At 39.7% G+C, this 20,609-nt stretch carries 17 protein-coding genes and 1 tRNA gene; 11 read left to right on the forward strand and 7 right to left on the reverse strand.

What is annotated here, in order from left to right:
- The first annotated feature begins 21 nt into the window (after positions 1-21).
- Genes secD through DI076_RS01600 form a run of 4 tightly spaced genes read left to right on the forward strand, consistent with a single transcriptional unit; the run spans position 22 to position 4,796 of the window.
- Entirely contained in the window at positions 22-1,956 is a 1,935-nt protein-coding gene (gene secD, locus DI076_RS01585; RefSeq protein WP_108958286.1) for a protein translocase subunit SecD, read from the forward strand.
- Complete coding sequence (secF, locus tag DI076_RS01590) at positions 1,949-2,887, forward strand: protein translocase subunit SecF (RefSeq protein WP_108958287.1); 939 nt, start codon at positions 1,949-1,951, stop codon at positions 2,885-2,887. The genes secD and secF overlap by 8 nt, the downstream gene beginning before the upstream one ends.
- A gap of 10 nt (positions 2,888-2,897) precedes the next feature.
- Positions 2,898-4,184, forward strand: coding sequence for a bifunctional diaminohydroxyphosphoribosylaminopyrimidine deaminase/5-amino-6-(5-phosphoribosylamino)uracil reductase RibD (locus tag DI076_RS01595; protein WP_108958288.1), 1,287 nt, complete (start codon positions 2,898-2,900; stop codon positions 4,182-4,184).
- A 3-nt stretch (positions 4,185-4,187) separates the two neighbouring features.
- A complete protein-coding gene (locus DI076_RS01600) occupies positions 4,188-4,796 on the forward strand; it encodes a riboflavin synthase (RefSeq protein WP_108958289.1) in 609 nt (202 codons plus the stop codon).
- Positions 4,797-4,801: 5 nt separating this feature from the next.
- Here the strand turns inward: DI076_RS01600 and DI076_RS01605 are convergent, their stop codons facing one another.
- Positions 4,802-5,182 (reverse strand): STAS domain-containing protein, encoded by a 381-nt coding sequence (locus tag DI076_RS01605; RefSeq protein WP_100716778.1) that lies wholly within the window; start codon positions 5,180-5,182, stop codon positions 4,802-4,804.
- 118 nt (positions 5,183-5,300) lie between these two features.
- Here DI076_RS01605 and DI076_RS01610 point away from each other — a divergent pair, with 118 nt between their 5' ends.
- Positions 5,301-6,509: a bifunctional 3,4-dihydroxy-2-butanone-4-phosphate synthase/GTP cyclohydrolase II gene (locus tag DI076_RS01610; RefSeq protein ID WP_108958290.1), complete on the forward strand. Its 1,209-nt coding sequence runs from the start codon at positions 5,301-5,303 to the stop codon at positions 6,507-6,509.
- Positions 6,510-6,545: 36 nt separating this feature from the next.
- Here the strand turns inward: DI076_RS01610 and pdxH are convergent, their stop codons facing one another.
- Genes pdxH through DI076_RS01625 form a run of 3 tightly spaced genes read right to left on the reverse strand, consistent with a single transcriptional unit; the run spans position 6,546 to position 9,159 of the window.
- Positions 6,546-7,184 (reverse strand): pyridoxamine 5'-phosphate oxidase, encoded by a 639-nt coding sequence (gene pdxH / locus DI076_RS01615; protein WP_108958407.1) that lies wholly within the window; start codon positions 7,182-7,184, stop codon positions 6,546-6,548.
- Positions 7,181-8,035 (reverse strand): prepilin peptidase, encoded by an 855-nt coding sequence (locus tag DI076_RS01620; protein WP_245918198.1) that lies wholly within the window; start codon positions 8,033-8,035, stop codon positions 7,181-7,183. Before DI076_RS01620 ends, pdxH begins: the two co-directional genes overlap by 4 nt.
- Before the next feature lie 26 nt (positions 8,036-8,061).
- Positions 8,062-9,159 (reverse strand): pyridoxal phosphate-dependent aminotransferase, encoded by a 1,098-nt coding sequence (locus tag DI076_RS01625; protein ID WP_174705003.1) that lies wholly within the window; start codon positions 9,157-9,159, stop codon positions 8,062-8,064.
- A gap of 81 nt (positions 9,160-9,240) precedes the next feature.
- Between DI076_RS01625 and DI076_RS01630 the strand changes: the two genes are divergently transcribed.
- The 5 genes from DI076_RS01630 to DI076_RS01650 are packed head-to-tail and all read left to right on the forward strand — an operon-like array spanning position 9,241 to position 15,337.
- The gene (locus tag DI076_RS01630; protein WP_108958292.1) at positions 9,241-12,258 is read left to right on the forward strand and encodes an AAA family ATPase; all 3,018 of its coding nucleotides are present in this window, start codon (positions 9,241-9,243) and stop codon (positions 12,256-12,258) included.
- A gap of 5 nt (positions 12,259-12,263) precedes the next feature.
- The gene (gene smpB / locus DI076_RS01635; RefSeq protein WP_108958293.1) at positions 12,264-12,752 is read left to right on the forward strand and encodes an SsrA-binding protein SmpB; all 489 of its coding nucleotides are present in this window, start codon (positions 12,264-12,266) and stop codon (positions 12,750-12,752) included.
- The gene (gene der, locus DI076_RS01640; protein WP_108958294.1) at positions 12,749-14,101 is read left to right on the forward strand and encodes a ribosome biogenesis GTPase Der; all 1,353 of its coding nucleotides are present in this window, start codon (positions 12,749-12,751) and stop codon (positions 14,099-14,101) included. Before smpB ends, der begins: the two co-directional genes overlap by 4 nt.
- Positions 14,098-14,718: a glycerol-3-phosphate 1-O-acyltransferase PlsY gene (gene plsY, locus DI076_RS01645; protein WP_108958295.1), complete on the forward strand. Its 621-nt coding sequence runs from the start codon at positions 14,098-14,100 to the stop codon at positions 14,716-14,718. Before der ends, plsY begins: the two co-directional genes overlap by 4 nt.
- On the forward strand, positions 14,708-15,337 hold the full coding sequence (locus tag DI076_RS01650) for a hypothetical protein (RefSeq protein WP_108958296.1): 630 nt from the start codon (positions 14,708-14,710) through the stop codon (positions 15,335-15,337). The genes plsY and DI076_RS01650 overlap by 11 nt, the downstream gene beginning before the upstream one ends.
- Here the strand turns inward: DI076_RS01650 and DI076_RS01655 are convergent.
- Positions 15,301-17,178, reverse strand: coding sequence for a motility associated factor glycosyltransferase family protein (locus tag DI076_RS01655; RefSeq protein ID WP_108958297.1), 1,878 nt, complete (start codon positions 17,176-17,178; stop codon positions 15,301-15,303). The two genes, DI076_RS01650 and DI076_RS01655, sit on opposite strands and share 37 nt — an antisense overlap.
- A 78-nt stretch (positions 17,179-17,256) precedes the next feature.
- On the opposite strand from DI076_RS01655, the gene DI076_RS01660 reads away from it, so the two are divergent.
- Positions 17,257-20,040 (forward strand): chromosome segregation SMC family protein, encoded by a 2,784-nt coding sequence (locus DI076_RS01660; RefSeq protein WP_108958298.1) that lies wholly within the window; start codon positions 17,257-17,259, stop codon positions 20,038-20,040.
- 137 nt (positions 20,041-20,177) lie between these two features.
- On the opposite strand, the gene DI076_RS01665 is transcribed toward DI076_RS01660, so the two are convergent.
- Both DI076_RS01665 and DI076_RS01670 read right to left on the reverse strand, forming a co-directional pair.
- The gene (locus tag DI076_RS01665; RefSeq protein WP_108958299.1) at positions 20,178-20,468 is read right to left on the reverse strand and encodes a Cys-rich protein; all 291 of its coding nucleotides are present in this window, start codon (positions 20,466-20,468) and stop codon (positions 20,178-20,180) included.
- Positions 20,469-20,487: 19 nt separating this feature from the next.
- Positions 20,488-20,564, reverse strand: a tRNA-Met gene (locus tag DI076_RS01670).
- Positions 20,565-20,609: the final 45 nt, after the last annotated feature.

The following is a 20,609-nucleotide window of genomic DNA, read 5'->3' on the forward strand; positions in this document are numbered from 1 at the left end:
TTTTTTTAGGAGCAAACCAACTTGCAATCGTATCGACTCTTACTTCTACCGTTTTTCATATTAGTGGTATCCTTTACCATTTTATACCCAAACTTTGCCGACCGTACTTTAAAAGTGGTTGTGAGAGAGGATGTGTATTCACTCCCTGAAGCAGAGCAAAAAACACTAGTTAGTGGACTTTTTGATCGTTGGGAAAAAGATTATGGAAAAAGTTCTGGTTGGACCATCGAACCAAAAGGAACACTCCCTCCTAAAGAAAATCCTTTTTATACGGTAAAGGGACGTTTTATCACTTCTGCTAAAATTAACCAAATTTCTCAAGAGAACCAAAGTCTTGTGAATGAATCCAAAAACAAATTGGAACCTACCTGGATTGAAAATATGATCCGTGGCGGAAAATCTTTGTCCATCAAACTTGGTCTCGACTTACAAGGTGGAATGAGAGTTGTTCTAAAAGGTGATTTTGAGGATTACACATCAAAATTACGTGATTTGTATGCAAAAGAAATTGCTGAATTAAATCTTACTTTGAACAACCAATCGGCAAAACCGGAAGAGAAAGAAAAAGCAAAAAATCGACTTTCTGAAATTGAATCTAGTTTTGATTTATCTCCAATGCGTAAGATCGTTGAGTTAGAAAAAGCAAAGATGATCATTGATAATCGCCTAACTACACAAAACTTAACAGAACCACAAGTTAGGATCCAAAAAGAACAAGATGCGATCGAAGTTTCCTTACCTGGTGTTTCTAACTCTGCTGCGATTTTAGAAATTTTACAAAATACGGAAACTGTTGAATACCGCTTAGAAGAACCAAATCCATTTACATTCAAATCTCAAATTGCTGAAAACGAGAGACGAATGATGGACCTTGGACAAAGAGAAAAAACTGACATTTATGTATTCCAAGAACTTGTAAAAAACAAAGCAGGTAAAAAAGCCCAAGATGAATTTTTGGCCGAACTAGAAAGAAAATACAATATTCCAAAAGATTACAAAGTGTATGCGATGTGGGCTCGTGGGAATTCTGCTAAGTCAACTTTACTGCCTAGAAGTTTTGTAGTTTTGGAACGTAAAATTGCTCTCTCTGGTAATGATATGACCAATGCACAACCTTCATATAATTCCAATTCGTATGGATGGATGGTGAGTTTTACCTTAACGCCGAATGGAGCTGAGAAATTTTTTGACCTAACATCTGAAAACCGAGGCCGTAACCTAGCAATTGTTTGGGGTGATAAAGTGATCTCCAATCCAGTGATCAATGATCCTATTGCGGGGGGGCGTGCCGAAATTTCTGGAAGTTTTTCGGAACAAGAAGCCATTCGATTGGCAAACGTGATTTCAGAAGGGGCTTTACCGATTCCACTTTCCGTTTTGGAAATGCGTTTTATTGGACCAACCCTTGGGATTGAATCCATTGAAGTGGGTGTAAAAGCTGTTGCGATTGGATTTTTCTTAGTGATGGTTTATATGATCTTCTATTACCGCTTGGGTGGGTTTATTGCTGATCTTTCCTTACTCGTGAATGTCATCATCCTTGCGGCTCTGTTAACGCTAATGGATTTTACACTTACCCTTCCTGGGATTGCGGGGATCATCTTAACAGCTGGTATGGCAGTCGATGCAAACGTTATCATTTATGAGAGGATACGAGAAGAAATCGAAGAGGGACGGGCATTGTCCATTGCTGTCACGAGGGGTTTTGAGAATGCCTTCTGGACCATTATGGATGCAAACGTCACAACCTTAATTGCAGGGATTTTAATGATCCGACTTGGAAATGGACCTATCAAAGGTTTTGCGATCACACTATGTTGGGGTATCGTAACAACACTTTTCACATCCTTATTTTTATCTCGTTTGTTTATGGAACTTTCTGTGAACCGAATGGGAATCCATCATTTGAACTTAAGACCTTTTTTCTTTGGAAAAAAAGAGGGTAAACATGCGTAATATCAATTTCACGAAGTACAAATACTTCACTCTTAGTTTTTCTTTCTTAGCAATTGTATTCGGTTTTGTTGTGACATTTTCGAAATACGGTGGGTTTGCACATTCCCTCGATTTTAATGGGGGACTTCGTACGGTTGTTGAACTTCCAAAAGACAAAACAAGAACCGATATCGAAACTTACTTTCAATCCAAACAAATTGAAGCTGTGGTGATTTTACTCGAAAAGGAAAAGAATATTTACCAATTGGATATTGGCCTCGGATCACTCCCTACCATCGAGACACTTTACAAAGAAATCCCTGAGGACAAACGAGAATCTTCCACATCAGCGATTGACAGGTTTGTGCAACTTTTACGATTTGAGTTTAACCTTCCAAAGGAAAAAGTCCTATCTGCTGACCAAGTTGGCGCTGTGGTGGGTGGTGAGTTAACTGAAGTTGGAATCACATTACTCTTAACTACACTTGCCATCATCCTATTGTATTTGAGCATTCGATCGCAGTTTAAATTTGCCCTTGCATCTGCCATTGCCCTTGTTCATGATATTTTGATGACACTTGCTCTCATTGGATTTTTACAAATCAAACCAAGTGTTCCCATCATTGCAGCACTGCTCACATTACTTGGTTACTCCATTAATGATAAAATTGTGGTGTTTGACAGAATTCGAGAAAATGCACATGGAAAAGATAATTTAGCTCTTTCCAATATCATCAATGTGTCAATTGCACAAACACTTGGTAGAACGATCAATACATCGTTTACAACAATGATTTCTGTTGTCGCTATCATTGTGGGTGGAGCAGCAGAATTGTATGACTTTGCGTTTGTATTACTATTTGGTGTAATCGTTGGAACTTATTCCTCCATTTACATTGCAGCTCCCATTTCTGAGATTTATGACAGGCTCAGGAAGAAAAAATTCGCGTAACCCAAATTAGATGGATGTAGGGAAAAAGAAGGAACTTTATTCTCTACATTCCTTACTCGGGTTTCTTGCCATGGGCAAAACGGGTGGAAACCCTCCTGTATCAGCAGTTCTTACCAATGGAAAGGGAGATGTGTTAGAAAAAGCACATACCAAAGAATTTGGCGGAAACCACGCGGAACGGGAACTTTTCTCACTTTTTGCAAAAAAACATTCCCAATCCCAAACTGGACCCATCCCAATCCATTCTGATTCCATACTATCCGTTAGCCTTGAGCCTTGTACTCATTTTGGAAAAACACCACCTTGTCGAGATTTGGTGTTGGAATACCAACCTAAAGAATTACTTGTGGGCTGGAAGGACCCAAATCCACTCATAACTTCTGGAGATTGGTCTACCTATCAAAAAAAGGGGATTCAAGTTCGATTGGATCCTGTTCTTGCGAATACATCTTTACCATATTTACAAGGGTTTCTCAAACGAATGAAAACTGGATCACCTTGGGTTTGGATCAAAGTTGCTACTTCGAAAGAAGGAAATTATACAAGTTCTGATTATCAAAAAGAAAGAGTGAGCGGAGAAGACTCTGACTTATATCTGCAAATGTTACGTGGGAAATTTGATGCTGTAGCTGTGGGTCCCAATACAACTAAAGTTGACGAACCATCGTTACACTTTCGAATCACTGACTCAATGATTGAGAAAGCTGGAATTCTCAATCGTGTTACAGATCTTATTCCTTTTTTTGACGCAGCTAGTCATTTGTTTTCTGCACTATCCCAGTGGGGAAAAGAATCTGTTGCGACTCACCAATTAGAAGAAGAAAAATACCAACCCTACCGAGTATTTGTCTTAGACACAAAAACCCTTCCCAGTGAGTCGTTCTGGAAAAAACAAGAAGAACTGACCGAACGGTATGGAAAAAAACTTTGTCTTTTTTTTCTCCTGAACAATGAGAATGGTGTTGGTGTTCAAAATGGTTTACCAGATCAAATCAAATTTAAAATTGAAACCCTTTCTCTCCATCCTGTATTTCCAATCAAAAAAACCGATGGGAATTTGTTTTTACAAACCTTGGGTAAAATTGGTATTAATACAGTGTTATGTGAGGCTGGAAGTTTTTTCCCAAATTTTTTAGAGAAAGAACTCATAGAGGAAGATTGTATTTTGGAAATACGAAATTTGGAAAAATCAATTCCCGATGGAATTCCGTTTTTGTATCATAATGAACCCATTCATTCTGAATTTTCGGTTGGTTCCAATTCTATTTTCATTCGGAAACAAAAAAGGAGAATTTAAACTATGTTTACAGGCCTTGTTGAAACTCTTGGAAAAGTCATTCAAATTGAACCCATTGATTCTGGGATCCAATTTACTATTGTTACAGAATGGGATAATCCTGATTTAAAATTAGGTGATTCCATTGCCATCAATGGTGCTTGTATGACAGTTACCAAATTTTCTGATTTGGGGAATATTTTCCAATTTTATGCTTCTTTTAAGTCTTTGGAACTAACCAATTTATCAAGGTTAGGTGAAGGTTCTGTTGTCAATCTAGAACGGGCTATGGCCATGGGACAAAGGTTTGGTGGTCATATGGTACAAGGCCATGTGGATGGAGTCGCAAAAATAATCAGCCGAAATCAAATTGAAAACGAAGTGGAAGAGTTTTGGGTGGAAATTCCAGAAGACCTACGCCGGTTTTTTGTGAAAAAAGGATCCGTCACATTGGATGGAATTAGCCTAACTGTTGTAGATGTTGTGGATGGCAAAATCCAACTCATCCTCATTCCAGAAACCATGCAAAAAACAAATGCGAAGTTTTGGAAAGAAGACGGAAAACTCAATGTGGAAGTGGATGTACTTGCCAAATACATCGAAAATTATTTGGCAAAAAGAGGGGAATCGTAAGGAAATTAATTTCTTTTTAATAAATCGTCGATGTCGGAATCATCAGAATCCCCATCGACATATCTCGTTTGAAAATCAGAAGTACTCAGAATCTCAAAAAACATATCGAGTTTTGCGAGTTTGAAGACGTTTTGGATCATGGGTTTCATTCCAACGAGGAGGAGTTTTCCTTTTTTGTTTTTTAAGGAATTGAGACTTTTGATGAGAGATCCAATACCAGAAGAATCAATGTAGTCTAGCCGGCTCATTTCAATCGAAACAAGACTTGGACTGGATTCGATGAGTTTGTTAAAAATCGATTCAAATTCTTCCGTTGACTCGATATCAAACTTACCTGCAATTTCTATCGTTTTGATCTTCCCTGTGGTGTTTAATTTTAGCTCCAAAGCTCCCTCCGATCGAAACATTTAGACAAAAGAAATAGGAAAAATCAATGAATTTCTTTGGGAATCTTCTTTAATTCGGAACGGCTTTCAGAGTTTTAGTATATAGAGGCCTTTCCCCATGATACGTCCGATCGAAGAAGCAATCGAAGAAATCCGCCAAGGCAAAATGATCATCCTCGTCGACTCTGAAGACAGGGAAAATGAAGGAGATTTGGTCTGCGCCTCCCAATTTGCAGACAAAGACAAAATCAACTTTATGGCAACCCATGGACGGGGACTCATTTGTGTCCCAATGGAGAGAGAAAGGTTACAGAGCCTGGGTCTTGGCAAGATGGTCGACGATTTATCCCTCGGTGATAAACATGGAACGGCCTTTACTGTTTCTGTTGATGCCAAACAGGGAACAACAACAGGAATCTCTGCACATGACAGAGCAAAAACAGTTGAAGTATTACTTGATCCAAAAACCAAACCTGATGATTTGATGCGCCCTGGACATTTATTTCCCTTACAGGCTGTGACCGGTGGTGTATTACGTAGAGCTGGTCATACAGAAGCTGCAGTCGACTTGTCTAAGTTAGCTGGTCTTTATCCAAGTGGTGTTATTTGTGAAATCATGAATGATGATGGATCGATGGCAAGAATTCCCGATTTGGAAAAATTTGCCAAAACACATGGTCTGAATATTTATACCATTGAAGACCTCATTCGATACCGTCGTCATAAAGAAAAACTCATCCACTTAGAAGTGGAGGCAAATTTGCCTACTGAGTTTGGTGATTTTAAAATCAAAGCATATTCCACTCAGATTGATGATAAAATTCATATGGCACTTGTGAAAGGTGAAATCAATCCTGATAAACCAGTGCTCGTAAGAGTGCATAGTGAGTGTTTGACAGGAGATATTTTTTCATCTCAACGTTGTGATTGTGGACCTCAACTTCATAATGCCCTACGTATGATTGAAAAAGAAGGAACTGGTGTCTTACTTTACATGAGACAAGAAGGTCGTGGGATTGGAATCATCAATAAACTAAAGGCGTATTCCTTACAAGAAGGTGGCCTTGATACAGTAGAAGCCAATGAAAAATTAGGTTTTGCTCCTGACCTCAGGGAATATGGAATTGGAGCACAAATCCTCCGAGACATCGGGGTAAAGCAGATGAAACTCATCACGAATAACCCTCGTAAGATTGTGGGACTGGAAGGATACAATTTGCACGTTACGGAAAGAGTTCCAATCGAAATTGATCCAGTTGAAGAAAATTCTCGTTACTTGCAGACAAAAAAGACCAAGTTAGGTCATTTACTCAACCTCCACGGTTGAATTAGTCTTGTGATTCGTTAGGTTGGCTTGTCTCCTTTATGGGGAAAGCCTTGTCCTAACCCAATTTTCCTTTTCTTTTGCAAATAAAATCCGGTCGTGTAATCTCCCAACCCTTCCTTGCCAAAATTCTATTTTGGTAGGGGAGACAGAATAACCACCCCAAAACTCTGGCATCGGAATTTCCTTACCTTCCCATTCTTTGGAAAGTGAGGCAAACTTTTCTTCTAAAAATTCTCTAGAAGGGACCACCGAACTTTGGTTTGATGTATGTGCTCCAATTTGGGATTCTCTAGGGCGAATTTGAAAGTAGCCTTGCGATTCTTCTTTGGATATTTTCGTTGCAATCCCTTCAATTCGAACTTGTCGTTCTAGTTTTGGCCAAAAAAAATTTAATGCCACTCGATTGTTTTCGCTGATGTTTTTTCCTTTATACGAATGGTAGTTAGTGAAAAATTGAAATTCATTACGGATAAGTCCTTTGAGAAGTACAATTCGTACGCTTGGTTGTCCATCTTTGTCTACCGTGGCTAGACTCATGGCATTTGGTTCAAGTTCTCCTTCTTCTTTTGCTTCCGAAAACCAGAGGGAAAAAAGTGCCAAAGGATCAGTTCCTGCCGTTTTTTCTGAAAGAACAGAACGTTTGTACGTTTGGCGCATATGTGCTAGGTCATTCATTGGTTCCATAAATCTGAAAATCCTTCCCATTCATAATTGTGCATGATGAGTTTGCATAAAAAAGTAAAAAAGAGTCCAATCGAAAAATAGAGTCCCATGGGAACTTTTGTTCCTTTGAGTGGTTCTCCTTTTTTTCGAAGTACCAAACTAAAAGTAACAGCAAGTAGATACGATGTATTCAGATACACCATCCAAAAGGGATTACCAGCAATAGCTGCAAAAACAGGTGAAAAGAGCACATCCCCAAGACCTGTCCCACCACGAAACACTAGATAGATGAGGAGATAAAAAACGAAAAAACCCAAGTACACATACAAATGTTCTAAGCCAATGGATTCACCAAACAAAAGAGAATTGGATAAGAATCCAAAACCTAACAGGAAGGGAAGGTTCTCATAATCGAGGGATAATTTTTTTGCATCCGTCATCAAGGAAATCAGAAGGTGGCCAAATAAAAATAGGAGGCAAATCGTACCGATGAGGGAATCAGAAATAGAAAACACAACAACGGCAATGATTCCAAATAAAAATTCAGATAATGGGTAGAGTTTGGGAACGTTTATCTGACAATGATCACATTTTCCTTTTGTTAAAAACCAACCAAGAATGGGAACCAAATAGAGTTTTGTTATGGGAGTTTTGCAGTGGGGACAGTGGCTTGGTTTTGTAAAAATTACTTGCCAACGTTTGAAACCATGGAATTCTTTTCTTCCTTTTTCATAACAGTAATATATGATCCGATCAGCCAGTGTGGTATAAAAACTGGCAAGTGCACCACCAAACAAAAACAAGAGGGTATATGTGGACAGGTTCCAAAGAAAAAACCAATTTGTAACTTCGAAAAAGTCCACAGATGATACCGAATTCAGTAAAAGAATTATGATTCTTTTGCCAATTCTTGTAAGGCCTTCATTCCCCGTTTGAGTGTTTCCCATTCGGTGGCAAAAGAAAGTCTGACAAAATTTTTGGATTCACAAAAGATAAACCCTGGAACAAGGATTAAGTTTTTTTTCACGGCACGTTTGATGAATTCTTCATCTTCACAAGGAACTTGGAAAAAGGAATAAAAGGCTCCTCCCGATTTTTGGATGGGGTAGTGGTCTTTTAATGATTCATACACAAAGTCACGTTTTTCTTTATAATCTTGGATGTAGGTAGTCATGTCTGTTTTTAATGCTTCGATTCCTGCCCACTGTGTGATGGAAGGGGCACAAACGACGGTATACTGTTGTAAGGTGGTAAGTGCCCTTATCACTTTTTCTTCTGCAAGGATAGTGGCAAGCCGTAGGCCAGTCATATTATATGTTTTGGAAAAGCCAGTGAGGGTGATGGTTTTTTCATACTCACTTCCGACGGAGAAAAACTTACCATCATAATCGAAGAGTTCATAAATCTCATCGCTGATGAGATATGCACCTGTGACTTCCGCTAAATTGGCAAGAGCACGGAGTTGTTCTTTGGATAATACCTTTCCTGTTGGGTTAGAGGGATTCGAAAAAATGATGAGTTTGAATTTTCGGTTTTTTAGGGCTTCTAAATCGTTTTGTGTGAAGTCCTCCGAAAGAGGGACAACCTTTCCTCCGTAAAATTTAAGCATAGCAGGATACATTAAAAAATAAGGAGAGATTACTAGGCACTCATCGCCTTCGTTCACAAGGGCATTGAATAATAAAAAGAGCGCCGAAGAAATCCCCGAAGTCACAAGGATTCTGTCCTCATGGGCATACTTCATATGGTTTTGGGTTCTATATTTTTCGGCCATGGCCGTTTTTAATTCTGGAATCCCAGCTGTGAGAGTGTAAGATGTTTTTCCTTCAATAGCGGCTTTGTTCATCGCTTCAATGATGTTAGGTGGGCAAGGAAAGTGAGGTTGCCCGATACTCAAATTGATCGGGTTTTGGATGCTCCTTGCAAGTTCGAAGGCTTTTCGGATGGGGGAGGAGTCGATCCCATTCATTCTATTGGCAAATTCCATGGAATCATCATGGTTTTTTGGGGATGTACGGGTCAATAGAATTTGGTTTACACCCTGGAATTGAGTAGAAATCTGAAGGATATGGAATTTGTAACCATCGCCGATGTGAAAGTGCCGGTTCTACCGCACTCCGAAAAATTTCCCGTTTTCCCTTCTAGCCTAGTTGAAACTGACTCGGTGAAACAAACCTTACAAAAAATCCTTTACCCCATGCTCGAAAGAATGCCGGTCCTCCTCGTCGGAGATGCTGGGGTTGGAAAAAACGCTTTAATCTATTATATCAATTCCCTTAGGAAACAACCAACACTTCGGTTCAGTTTTAATGAGGACACACTCCCTGAAGATTTGATTGGTTCGTATCGTATCCTTCTCGATGGGAAGGGTTTTACTTGGTCAAACGGTCCATTGACGAATGCACTTTCCGAGGGTTTAAGTTTTGTGGCCGATGAGATGAACCTATGTGCACCTAACATCATCAAACGATTTTCCTCAGTTTATGAATCCAATTACCTTGACTTACTCGAAGGCAGTGGGGAACGAGTCAAAGGCAAAACGGGTTTTTGGTTTATTGGAACGCAAAACCCTAGTGAAGGGTTTGAAGGCCGTAAACCCTTACCGTTTGATATCACCAAACACTTTGCAGTGGTGTATGTGGATCCGTATACTCCCGATGAGATGTTTTTTATTTTAAAAAAACTATATCCCATGTTATCGGAAGAGGTTTTAAAACAAATCATCCGCATCAGTATCGAATCGGAAAAACGAATTAAGTCGGGTGAAGTTGGAAAAGGTGATTTAGAAAAATACCATTTTAATTTACGAACCTTACAAAAGTATTGTAACCGCTTAGTGTTATTTGGTGCAAAAGACAAAACGGTTTCTGTTCGCGAAGCCTTATATCTATTTGAAGAACCGTTTCGCAAAAAAGAAGACCGTGACAAACAAAGAGAACTCATTGAATCGGAGTTTGGTGGTGCTGTAAAACTCGTTCCTACCAAAGGGTATGTTCAGGGATCTACCATCTTCTGGAATGACAAAGAAATCAAAACTTGGGAAGAATCAAAAACGATCTCCCTACTTTCCAAATACCCAACTCCAGAACCCATCCTTCATTTCCTTGACCAAGTGTTTACTGCCATACAAGCAAAAGAAAATATCCTCATTGAATACAGGGAAGACCAAGACCCACAAGAATTTTTACCTTTGTTTACAGAACTCACAGGCATCCAAATTGAATCTGTGATGTTATCCAAAGGGATGCATACGTCCGATGTGGTGGGTGCCTTAAAACCAACAGAAGAAGGAAATATTGAAAGTGTCACTTGGGTTGACGGACCGCTAACGCGGGCTATCCGAAAGGGTCATATCATCCTCATCTCTGGTTTAGAATCGGCTGGTGCTGAACTTGTGGAAAAAATGAATATGTTAACGGATGATGCAAGGTCTCTCACTCTGCCACCTGAGTCTGGAGAATACCTTCCTGTCAAACTGACAGAAACCTCTGTGGTTTTTGGGATGAAGTCCTTTCGTGCTTCTAAGTCTGTGACAACGATCTCTCGTGCCTTCCGTAACCGTTTTACACCGATTTTATTTCCTGAGCTGGAAGATGCAAAAGTCTTAGAAGAAATTTTGGAATTCTTTTTACCAGAAGGGGTGTTACCTAGATCCCTTGCTCGATTTCACCTCAAAGCAAAGGAACTTTCGGAAAAACGTACCATTGGTTCAGCAAACCTTATGCCTTACCGATTTGGGATCGCAAACCTTCTCAAGTGGAAAAACCATATCTATCGTTACAACCAAACAGATGTAAAAGACATTGCCATTCGAGGTGGAAAAATTTATTACACCAATCAAATTGCGGACCCGAAAGAACGAAAGGAATTAGAACGCCTGTTAGAGGGATTTCTATCTGGTGTGGAAGTGGTCTCAACACTTTTCGAGGAAATCGAAGAGAAAAAAAAAACATTTACCGTTGAATCAGGATTAAATCGAAAAAATTGGTGGGATCCTGAACTACACAAACGGGATCCACTCACGGGAGTTGCCAAAAAATTAAATTCTGGTGAAGAAACCAAACGCGGAATTGAAATCAATACCCCCGAAACGGGTGGTGGTACAAAAGAAGGACCTGATGCTTGGTATGGCCAAGACACACAAGGAAACCAAGGCCAAGGAGAACCACAAGGTGGAGGTGGAGCTTGGGGTTACCGCACGGAAGAACTCTATAAACAATTCTTAAAAAAACGCCGTCTGCTTTGGGACTACTCGATCATGGTGGGTCTCGAAGAATTTAAGTCAGTGTTTGGAAAAGAACTCGAAGAAGTCGAACTCAACTTAGAACAACTCTTTGATCCAGAAATTGACATTCATCGTATGTACAAAAACGAAGGGTCACGAGTGGATGCAAGGAAGTACATCTCTTACAAAAGTGGAAGGGGTGATACTAAAATCTTCGATAAAACCACCATTGAAAAAAATGATGAAAAACTCAAAGGAGTAGAGGTCACCTTCCTTGTTTCCAAGTGCCGAAGGATCTTTAACTTTGAGTATTCGATTGCGATGTTATCGGCCCTACTTGTGAGTTTGCATATCCTAAATGAACATGATATCAAAACAAGTGTTCATACTTTTTGTGATATCAAAAACTCAAAAGACACCGTGGATATTTTTAACCTCAAATCCGCAGAAGAAGACTATACTCCTGAGAAGGAAGAAGAAGTATTCAGTGCCCTTTGTAAAAATTGGCAAGGTGATAGCATTCCTGAATTCCAAGTCCTTTCCAATTGTGAGCGTTACTTTTCACCAGATGCCCAAACCAAAATCATTGTGATCCTTTCTGACTTTCGGGGGCAAAGAGCAAAGACCTACATTGAGGACGAACTGGCTTCTTTTGATACGAGAAAAATGAAAGAAGCTGTACTGAAAAACGAAGAGAAAAATTATGTATTTTTAGGGGTAGGACTTGGTTCACGTTACATTGCAGAACATGTGTTCCACGACTCGCTTCAGATCACGGCTGACAATTTTTATTCGATGCCAAATCTCATTGGGGCAGAAATTGCAAGGCTAGTCCAAATCCACCATTCTTTAAGACAATAATCCATATGGGCAAAACCAAAAAAGACGATAAACCACGCGGAACCGATCCTTTAATCAACAAAAAGGCAAAGTTCAATTTCGAACTCTTAGATTCGTTCGAAGCTGGTGTTGTACTCACAGGATCAGAGGTAAAATCTCTTAGAGAAAAAAAGGGAAATCTTACCGATTGTTTTGCCAAGGTAAGGAATGGGGAAGTATTCTTAGAAAACTTTCAAATTCCCCCCTACAAGAACGGGGGTTATGCGAACCACCCTGAGATTCGCCCACGAAAACTCCTCCTCAAAGCAAAAGAAATTGAAAAGATAGACCGTTCCATGAAAGAGAAGGGGCTTGTGCTTGTTGCCACACGTTGTTTCTTTAAGAACAACCGTTTGGTGAAGATTGACGTCGCTTTAGCCAAACCTAAAAAACTTTACGACAAACGTGACGATATCCAAAAAAAGGAAGCCAAAATCGATATGGAAAGAGCTATGAAGGAACATTTACGCAAATGAAGGGACTCCCCGTTGTTACCATTGTTGGTAGACAAAATGTGGGAAAATCCACATTATTTAATGCCATTCTCCGAGCACAGAGTGCCATCACAGAAAACACAGCGGGTGTCACACGTGACGTATTGCAAAAAACTGTCGAACGTTCTGAGTTTAAAATTCCATTCACTTTGTCTGACACACCAGGACTTGACATCGAAAACATCGATGAAATCTCCAAAGAAATCATTGAGATTGCCTTTGAACATTTACGCAATTCGGATCTCATTTTGCATGTGATTGATCACAAAGACTTACGGAAGTATGATTACAAACTGATTGATCTCTTCAAAAAAGATGAAGTTCTTAAAGAAAAAACTGTAATGACCCTTATCAACAAGGTGGATACAGAACAAGACGAATATGATCTGGAACCTTTTTACAAACTGGGATTAAACGAACTGCTTCCGATCTCCGCGCTTGGGAGACGCAATTTTGATCTACTCTACCAAAAAATTAATTTTTTTCTCCCAGATAAAATCAAAACCCAAGAAGACCCGTATTGCAAAATTGCCATCATCGGTAAACCTAACTCTGGTAAGTCGTCACTTCTCAATACCTTTCTCGGTTACAAACGAGCGGTTGTGAGTGATGTCCCTGGTACAACACGGGATTCGGTATCGGATCAGTTTTACTTCCAAAACCACAAATTGGAAATCATCGATACAGCAGGGATCCGAAGGAAATCCAAAACTGGGGAAAGTTTGGAATTTTATTCTTACAAACGAACCTTACATAGTTTAGGAGAAGCAGATGTAGTTGTTCTTCTTGTCGATGCCATGAAAGGCCTTGGAGAATTTGACAAAAAAATCTTTGGGGAAATCCAAGAACTCGGAAAACCCATGATCGTTGCAGTGAACAAATGGGATTTAGTTCCTGAAAAAGAATCAAATTCCTGGAAACACTACAAAGACCGAATGGAAGGAAAACTTTCGATTCTCAAGGAACGCCCGCTCCTCTCACTTTCAGCAAAAGAAAAACTTCGAACCCACAAACTCCTCGAAGAGGTGGTTTCTCTCTTTGAAAAGTCCCAAAAAAAGCTAACAACCCGCCAATTAAATGACTGGTTAAGCAAGTGGGGGGGAAAAAATAAGGTACAGAAGGCATCGAACCGACCTCCGAAGGTGTATTACGCCACCCAGGTCTCGCAGATCCCTTTTAAAATATTGTTCTTCGTGAATGATACAAAACTCTTTCCCTCAAATATTTTGAGTTTTTACCGAAAGAGTATTGTAAAGGAATTTGGACTCGACGGCCTTGCGGTTGAGATCGAACTCCGGAACAGAAACGAAGGAAAGGAGGGCAGGGAATGATTCTTGCCGCGATCCTATTCAGTTACCTTTTTGGTGGCATTCCGGTGGGGTTTATCCTCGCTAAACAAGTGCGAGGGATTGATATCCGTGAGCACGGCAGCCGTAATATCGGTGCCACAAATGTAGGCCGAGTGATTGGTTGGAAGTATGGTTTTTTAGCCCTTCTCCTCGATGCCCTAAAAGGTGCCATCCCCGTCATCTCTGCCTCTTACATTGATTCCCCTTATTCCCTCACAACAACGGAAATCCTACTAGGGTCTGTTGCCATCCTGGGACACACCTTCACACCATTTCTCCACTTTCGAGGTGGGAAGGGTGTCGCAACGGCTCTTGGGGTTTATATGACGTTAGTCCCCATTGTAACACTCTGTGCTCTTCTGATCTTTTTTATCGTATATAAAATCTCTGGATTTGTTTCCCTTGGCTCCATCCTTGCGACACTTTCCATGCCACTTTGGTACTTTGGTTCTTCCATAGTATTACCCAGTGCCGACTACCAACCGATCATCTTTTTTGTGTTAGTTGCTACTTTTTTTCTCATCACTTATTCCCATCGGGAAAATATCAAACGTCTCGTTTCCGGAAAGGAACTGAGAGCTTCGCAAGATGCAAAATGAAAGGGAATCCACACTCTCGCAGAAAGAAAAACTCTTTCTCATCACCAAATTTGTAGAAGACCACCCGGAAGCGGAAATCCAAGACTTCTACAAATGGTTGTATTATGGTGAGTTTGGAATGGAAGAGTCCACTCTTCTTATGACAGGAAAACTTTCCATCCCGGAACTCCACTTAGTCCTTAGCGAAATTAAAAAAGAAGAAGAAAGGAATGTAGAATCGGAATTTGTTTGGGAACCAGTTGGTCTTGCCGCTAGGTATGTAAAAGTATACCTCACAAAATACTACCATATGGATTGCCCCGTCAAACGGATTGTGAATTTACTCGAACGTTCTCCTGCCTTTCGTGGGGCTCGGATGAGTTTTAAACTGGATTGGAATTTATTAAAAGAAACAGTTCTGGAACTTCGCCCGGAACTCACTCGGCGTGATTTTATTAATTTTGAAGAGCGTATCAATTTCCACCAATTGCCAGCACTGCCACATACGGATGGTTATGTGGAGAAAAATCCTTTTGCCTACCGTGTGGTCTCCCAAAAATTATTTTTCGATTATTTTCCTGAGTTTGAAGACAATGCTGTTTTTCATCCCTTTTCTGGAAACGAATCCATCATCGGATAAAGACTTCGTTTTAAATACCGGATCTCCTTCCGGATGGACTGGATTAGAATTTGGTTTTTTCGTTTTGTATCCAAATCTTTATGGCGTAACAAATAAATTTCTGTTTTTCGGATGAGTCTTCGTAAATAGGATTCACTTTGCATCCAAATCCAAATTTCCGAATCTTGGAAGGAGGATTCAGGAGATTCACTTTCAAATGCATTCAGTTTGGATTCGATGAATGTTAGGTCTGTTTTGATTTTTTGGAAAAGTCCTTCGCCACTATTGGGAATGGTTCCTTGTGAGGTGATTCCCTTTTGGGTACCTCCTTTTTTCTGGCCTTTTTCTTTCCCCGACCAAATGGAAAACTCACGCCAAGGGTAATTATGATTTGGAATAAGGCCTAACATGTCTTTGGCGGCCTTTGGAGAAAGGGAAGGAATGCCCACAATCTCTGCCCCGTCTTCATTTACATTCCAGAGTGACATTTCTTGTACGCTTGTGGCGGATTCTTCAAACCAGTGACGGTACAAATCGAGAACATAATCTGTTAATACTTCGCCCCCATTACAAGAGGGGACAAATCGGGTTTCGCGTTTGCGGATGATGACTTCATTGATACGTTCGAGGCTATTTTTTCGGTTAACTTGTGTTAACCATTTTTCATTATGATGGGTACCTGTGGAATGGATTTCACGTCCTGAATACGCAAGGTCCTGGCCGAGGAAGTATACACTGCCAAAGCCCATAAAACGTAACATATCAAAGGCAGTTGTTGCCACGGACCCACCTGATTGGATATCACCCACATCTTGGAATACATGTTCGGCAAGTTCCCCGCCTGCCGTTACTTCCCTGACAAGGGATCCTTCTGCATCCACTTGGTATTTTGCAGTGACTGAGTGGACAACAGAGGTAAACATTGGTTCTCTGAGAAGGGTCGGGGAACTCACAAGGTCGGCAAAAAGTGGAATGTCTCCGAGGGACTCACCCATAAAATGAAAAAAGGAATTGGTTTGGGCATCGAGTGTGACCACTCCATCTGCTTTGATTCCCGCTTTGATGAGAACTTTGAGTGAGGTATCACAAGATAGAACAAATACTTTGTCTCTTACTTCTTGTAACCAAGAAAGGTTCTTTCGTAAACTAGGACCCGCTGACACAAGTACGGCGGTGAGACCTTTAAACTGATCACGTAAAATTGAAATTGGGAATTTGACAGGAGGGGATTTTTCTGCGTGAACAAGATTGAATACACTATTTTTGATCCATAATCTTTCAAACTCAAACTTGGTGAGTAAGTCACTCATCTTGGCAGAAAAAACAGTTTGCGTTTTGTCTTCTAATTCTTTGTAAATGGGATTACGGTTTGTGTCTGTTGGATTACGAATGATTTTAAGTCCACTCACTCGTTCAATGGGAAGGGATTCTAAGTAATTGAAAAAAAGCGGATAAAAAAGTTCTCCCGAAAACAGATGCCTTCCCGGCACTTGTAAGATGGGTTTTAATATTGTATCCCATAAAATGGGAACCAGTGTTTCGTCTTCTCCCACAAAAATTAAAATTTGTCCAGGGTTTAATTTTCCACTGACACTTGTTAGAAGGTGCGGATTCCCAAGTCCAAATAAAATCACTACATCCGTTGGTTTTAAAGAATAGGTCTCCAGTAGCCGTATTGCCTGAGTTAGGGGAGAGAAGGAAGAAGAGAGTGGGTTCCCATCTAATGAGACATAATATTCTCCTTCTTTCTTCGCTGAGGCCAATTCCCACAGGTGATCGGACTGAAAGTTTTTGAAATAATTTTGTAAGTATGGCTTCCTTTCAAAAATTTCACTGGAAATCGGATCGATCATTTGGGACATAATACTATCTAAGGTTTTTTCTTATGTCTCTCAAGGCCTGTCAACTGGGAAACAAGGAAATCAAACGGCAAAACAGATATGCATTTAAAAAGCCTAAACATTGTTGGATTCAAAACATTTGCAGATGAGACCGAGATCAATTTTGATCCAGGGTTTACCGCAGTCGTCGGACCTAATGGTTCGGGAAAATCAAATATTGTCGATTCCGTTAAATGGGTTTTTGGTGAAAAAAGTGCCAAAGGTTTACGCGGGGAAAAAATGGACGATGTTATTTTCCACGGAACAGAGAGTAGGCGAGCTGCTGGATTTTCAGAAGTATCCATCCTTTTCGACAACGATGACCGTTTTTTTAATATCGATTACCCTTCTGTCAAAATCACTCGTAGGCTTTACCCTGACGGAGAAAATGAATACTACTTAAATGACATCCGCACCACAAGAAAGGACATCGAAAAAACCCTACTCGATACAGGGATTGGTAAATCTAGTTATAGTATTTTAGAACAAGGTCGCGTAGACCAAATCCTTAATTCCAAACCCGAAGAAAGGCGTGCCATCTTTGAAGAGGCAGCTGGGGTAAGTCGTTTTAAATTAGACCGAAAAGAAGCGACCAAAAAATTAGAAGACACAAACCAAAACTTACTGCGCATCCATGACATCATGAATTCGATGCAAAAGGATTTGGAAGTCAAAGAAAAACAATCGGAAAAAGCAGAACAATACTTCAAACTGAAATCTGATTTAGATGAATCCGATAAAAACTTACGTTACCTCAAACTGAGAGACTTCAAACGTAGGATGAAAAAATCGGATGAAGAACTACAAGAAATCCGTGAGAAAAACAAATCGATTTTATCCCTCATCCAAAACGAAACCAATTTGATTTCCGAAAAGGAAACGATCAAAGAAGCGAAAGAAAGAGAGATTGCCGAAATTGATAAAAAATTATTCGATCATCTTTCCAAAAGCCAAATCCAAAAAGAAAAAATCGCTAAAAACAAAACCTTCATCCAAGAATATGAATTACGCATTGGTGAAATCCTATCTTCCTTAGAATTGGAAAACCAAGCGACCATCAAATTGGAAGTGGAAAAAAAAGCGATTGAGCTTGAAAACGAACGCCAAAGGGAAATCCAATCCACACTCCAAGAAGAGATTACAGAATTGGAATCCAAACGTGTTTCTTTAGAACTTTCGATCAAAGAAGAAGAAAAGGCAATCGAAGAAAAAGAAACTCGCATTGGGGAAAATGAAAAACGACATATCATCCTGCGTGAAAAACAAAAAACAGTGATTCTCGAACTCATCCAAGAGTTGGAAAATAAAAAAAGAGAATCCAAAGAAGGGGAAGAGATCCGAAACCAAAACAAATGGGAACTAGTCTCTCTTACCAGTGAATTCCAAAACAAATTACAATCGGCTCTCCTCCAATTAGAGGATTCAAGATTGAATGAAGCAAAAGTTGTTTTAAAAGAAATTCGATTGGATCTTTATTCCGAAAAACTCAGTGATTTCCTCAAAAAGGAAGATGATTTTAGAAACCTACTTTTTGATAAGGATGGAATTTTATCGAAAAAAGAATCAATCGACCAAGAAATCGAAGACCTAATTTTGGAAAATGAAAACCTAACGCGTGGTATCCGAGACAACCAAAGTAATATCATTCTTTTCCGAAACCGATGGGAAGAAACAAGAACCCAAATCGTAGAATTAGAGAAAAAACTATTAGAATCCAATTCTCGTTTGGAAAACCAACAAAAGGAAATTACTGTCCTTGAGGAAAGAATCGGAGAAATCCAAGTCCGAATCACGAGTGCCAAAGATCAAGAATCAGTGATCCGCGAGAAAAAGGAAAGTCTTGAAAAGGAAGTTGAGTTTTTAGAAAAAGAAATCGAGGAAGCCTACCAAGAATTCCTTTCCATGAGCCGTATTTTGGAATCCGAAAAGGAGACCTTGCAAACATTAGTGGAGGAAATTTCTGGGATCAAATCCAATATTTCGAAAAACCAAGAAGTATTCCAAAATCTTTTACCATTATTATCTGAAAAAGAAAGAACCAGTTCCGCATTGAAAGTGCAAATTGATTCTCTCGTAGAAGAATTGTATAACGACTATTCCTTAACGGATTCGGAATTAGAAACGGAAAGGGGTGGATTAGAACTGGAACAAAAAGCAGAAGAAAGACGCCTTCGTTCTGCCAAATCCGAAATCCAACTCCTTGGTTCGATCAACCCTCTTGCCATAGAAGAGTATCGCAATATCAAAGAAATTTACGAACACAACCTAAAACAAAAACAAGACATTGAAAGTTCTAAAAAAGACATCGAAGAAGTGTTAAAACGAATCAATGAAGAGTCAGAAAAACTTTTCCAATTAACCTTTGAACGGATCAAAGAAAACTTCCAAGAAACATTCTCCACATTGTTCAATGGAGGACGAGCGACTTTAGAACTTACCGAAAAGGAAGACTCTTTGAATTCTGGGGTGGAAATTATGGCAGAACCGCCAGGCAAACATGTTCAAAACTTACGTTTGTTATCTGGTGGTGAAAAATCACTCACAGCGATTGCACTTCTTTTTGCAATTTATATGGTGAAACCAAGCCCATTCTGCTTTTTGGATGAGATTGATGCAGCTCTTGATGAAGCAAACAAACTTCGTTTTTGCCAAATTCTAGACCGTTTCAAAGACAAAACTCAATTCATTGTTGTGTCTCACGCACAGTCCACCATCTCAAGGGCCAATGCAATATTTGGAGTCACCAATGAAGAACCTGGGATCTCTAAGATCCTTTCGTTACGGTTGGATGAAGCAAAATCCTTCTCGAAACAAATTTCCCAAAAAACTGGAACAGAGAATTAACAACAGATAAGTCCTAAAAATGAACAATCCGATGGGATAAAAAACCTCGGAATTGGTCTGGGGATAAAAAAACCTAGGAGGGTGATCCCCTAGGTTTTTTCTTCTGTTTCGAATTTGGCGTAAGGATTACTGAAATTCTATTTGTTTGCTTGCATCTCTTTCATGATACAAGTGGAGAAAGATTTACAACTGTCCCCTGCTGTGAGGCAACTTGCAATTTTATTGTAGTATTTAGGTCGGTTACAATTGAACTCACAACCTCTACGGAGAGTTGATTTTTGTTCTTCAGTTGCATTCGGATTCACTTGAACCGAACAATTGTAAAATTTATCACAAGCTTCTTTACACTTAGGAAAATCTGCTGCTTGGATGGATCCAGTGAATAACACTAGAGCCAAAATTGAAAACAAACGGTTTGTTTTGTTCATACCTTGTCCTCTCGATCTTTGGTAGCGAAGACGGGAGTCGAACCCGTGACCTCAGGGTTATGAATCCTGTGCTCTAACCATCTGAGCTACCTCGCCCTATAACCTTAGATCGTTTGGTTGAACTAAATCTTTAGTTCTTTT

This window comes from Leptospira ellinghausenii (genome assembly GCF_003114815.1).
GTDB classification, from domain to species: domain Bacteria; phylum Spirochaetota; class Leptospiria; order Leptospirales; family Leptospiraceae; genus Leptospira_A; species Leptospira_A ellinghausenii.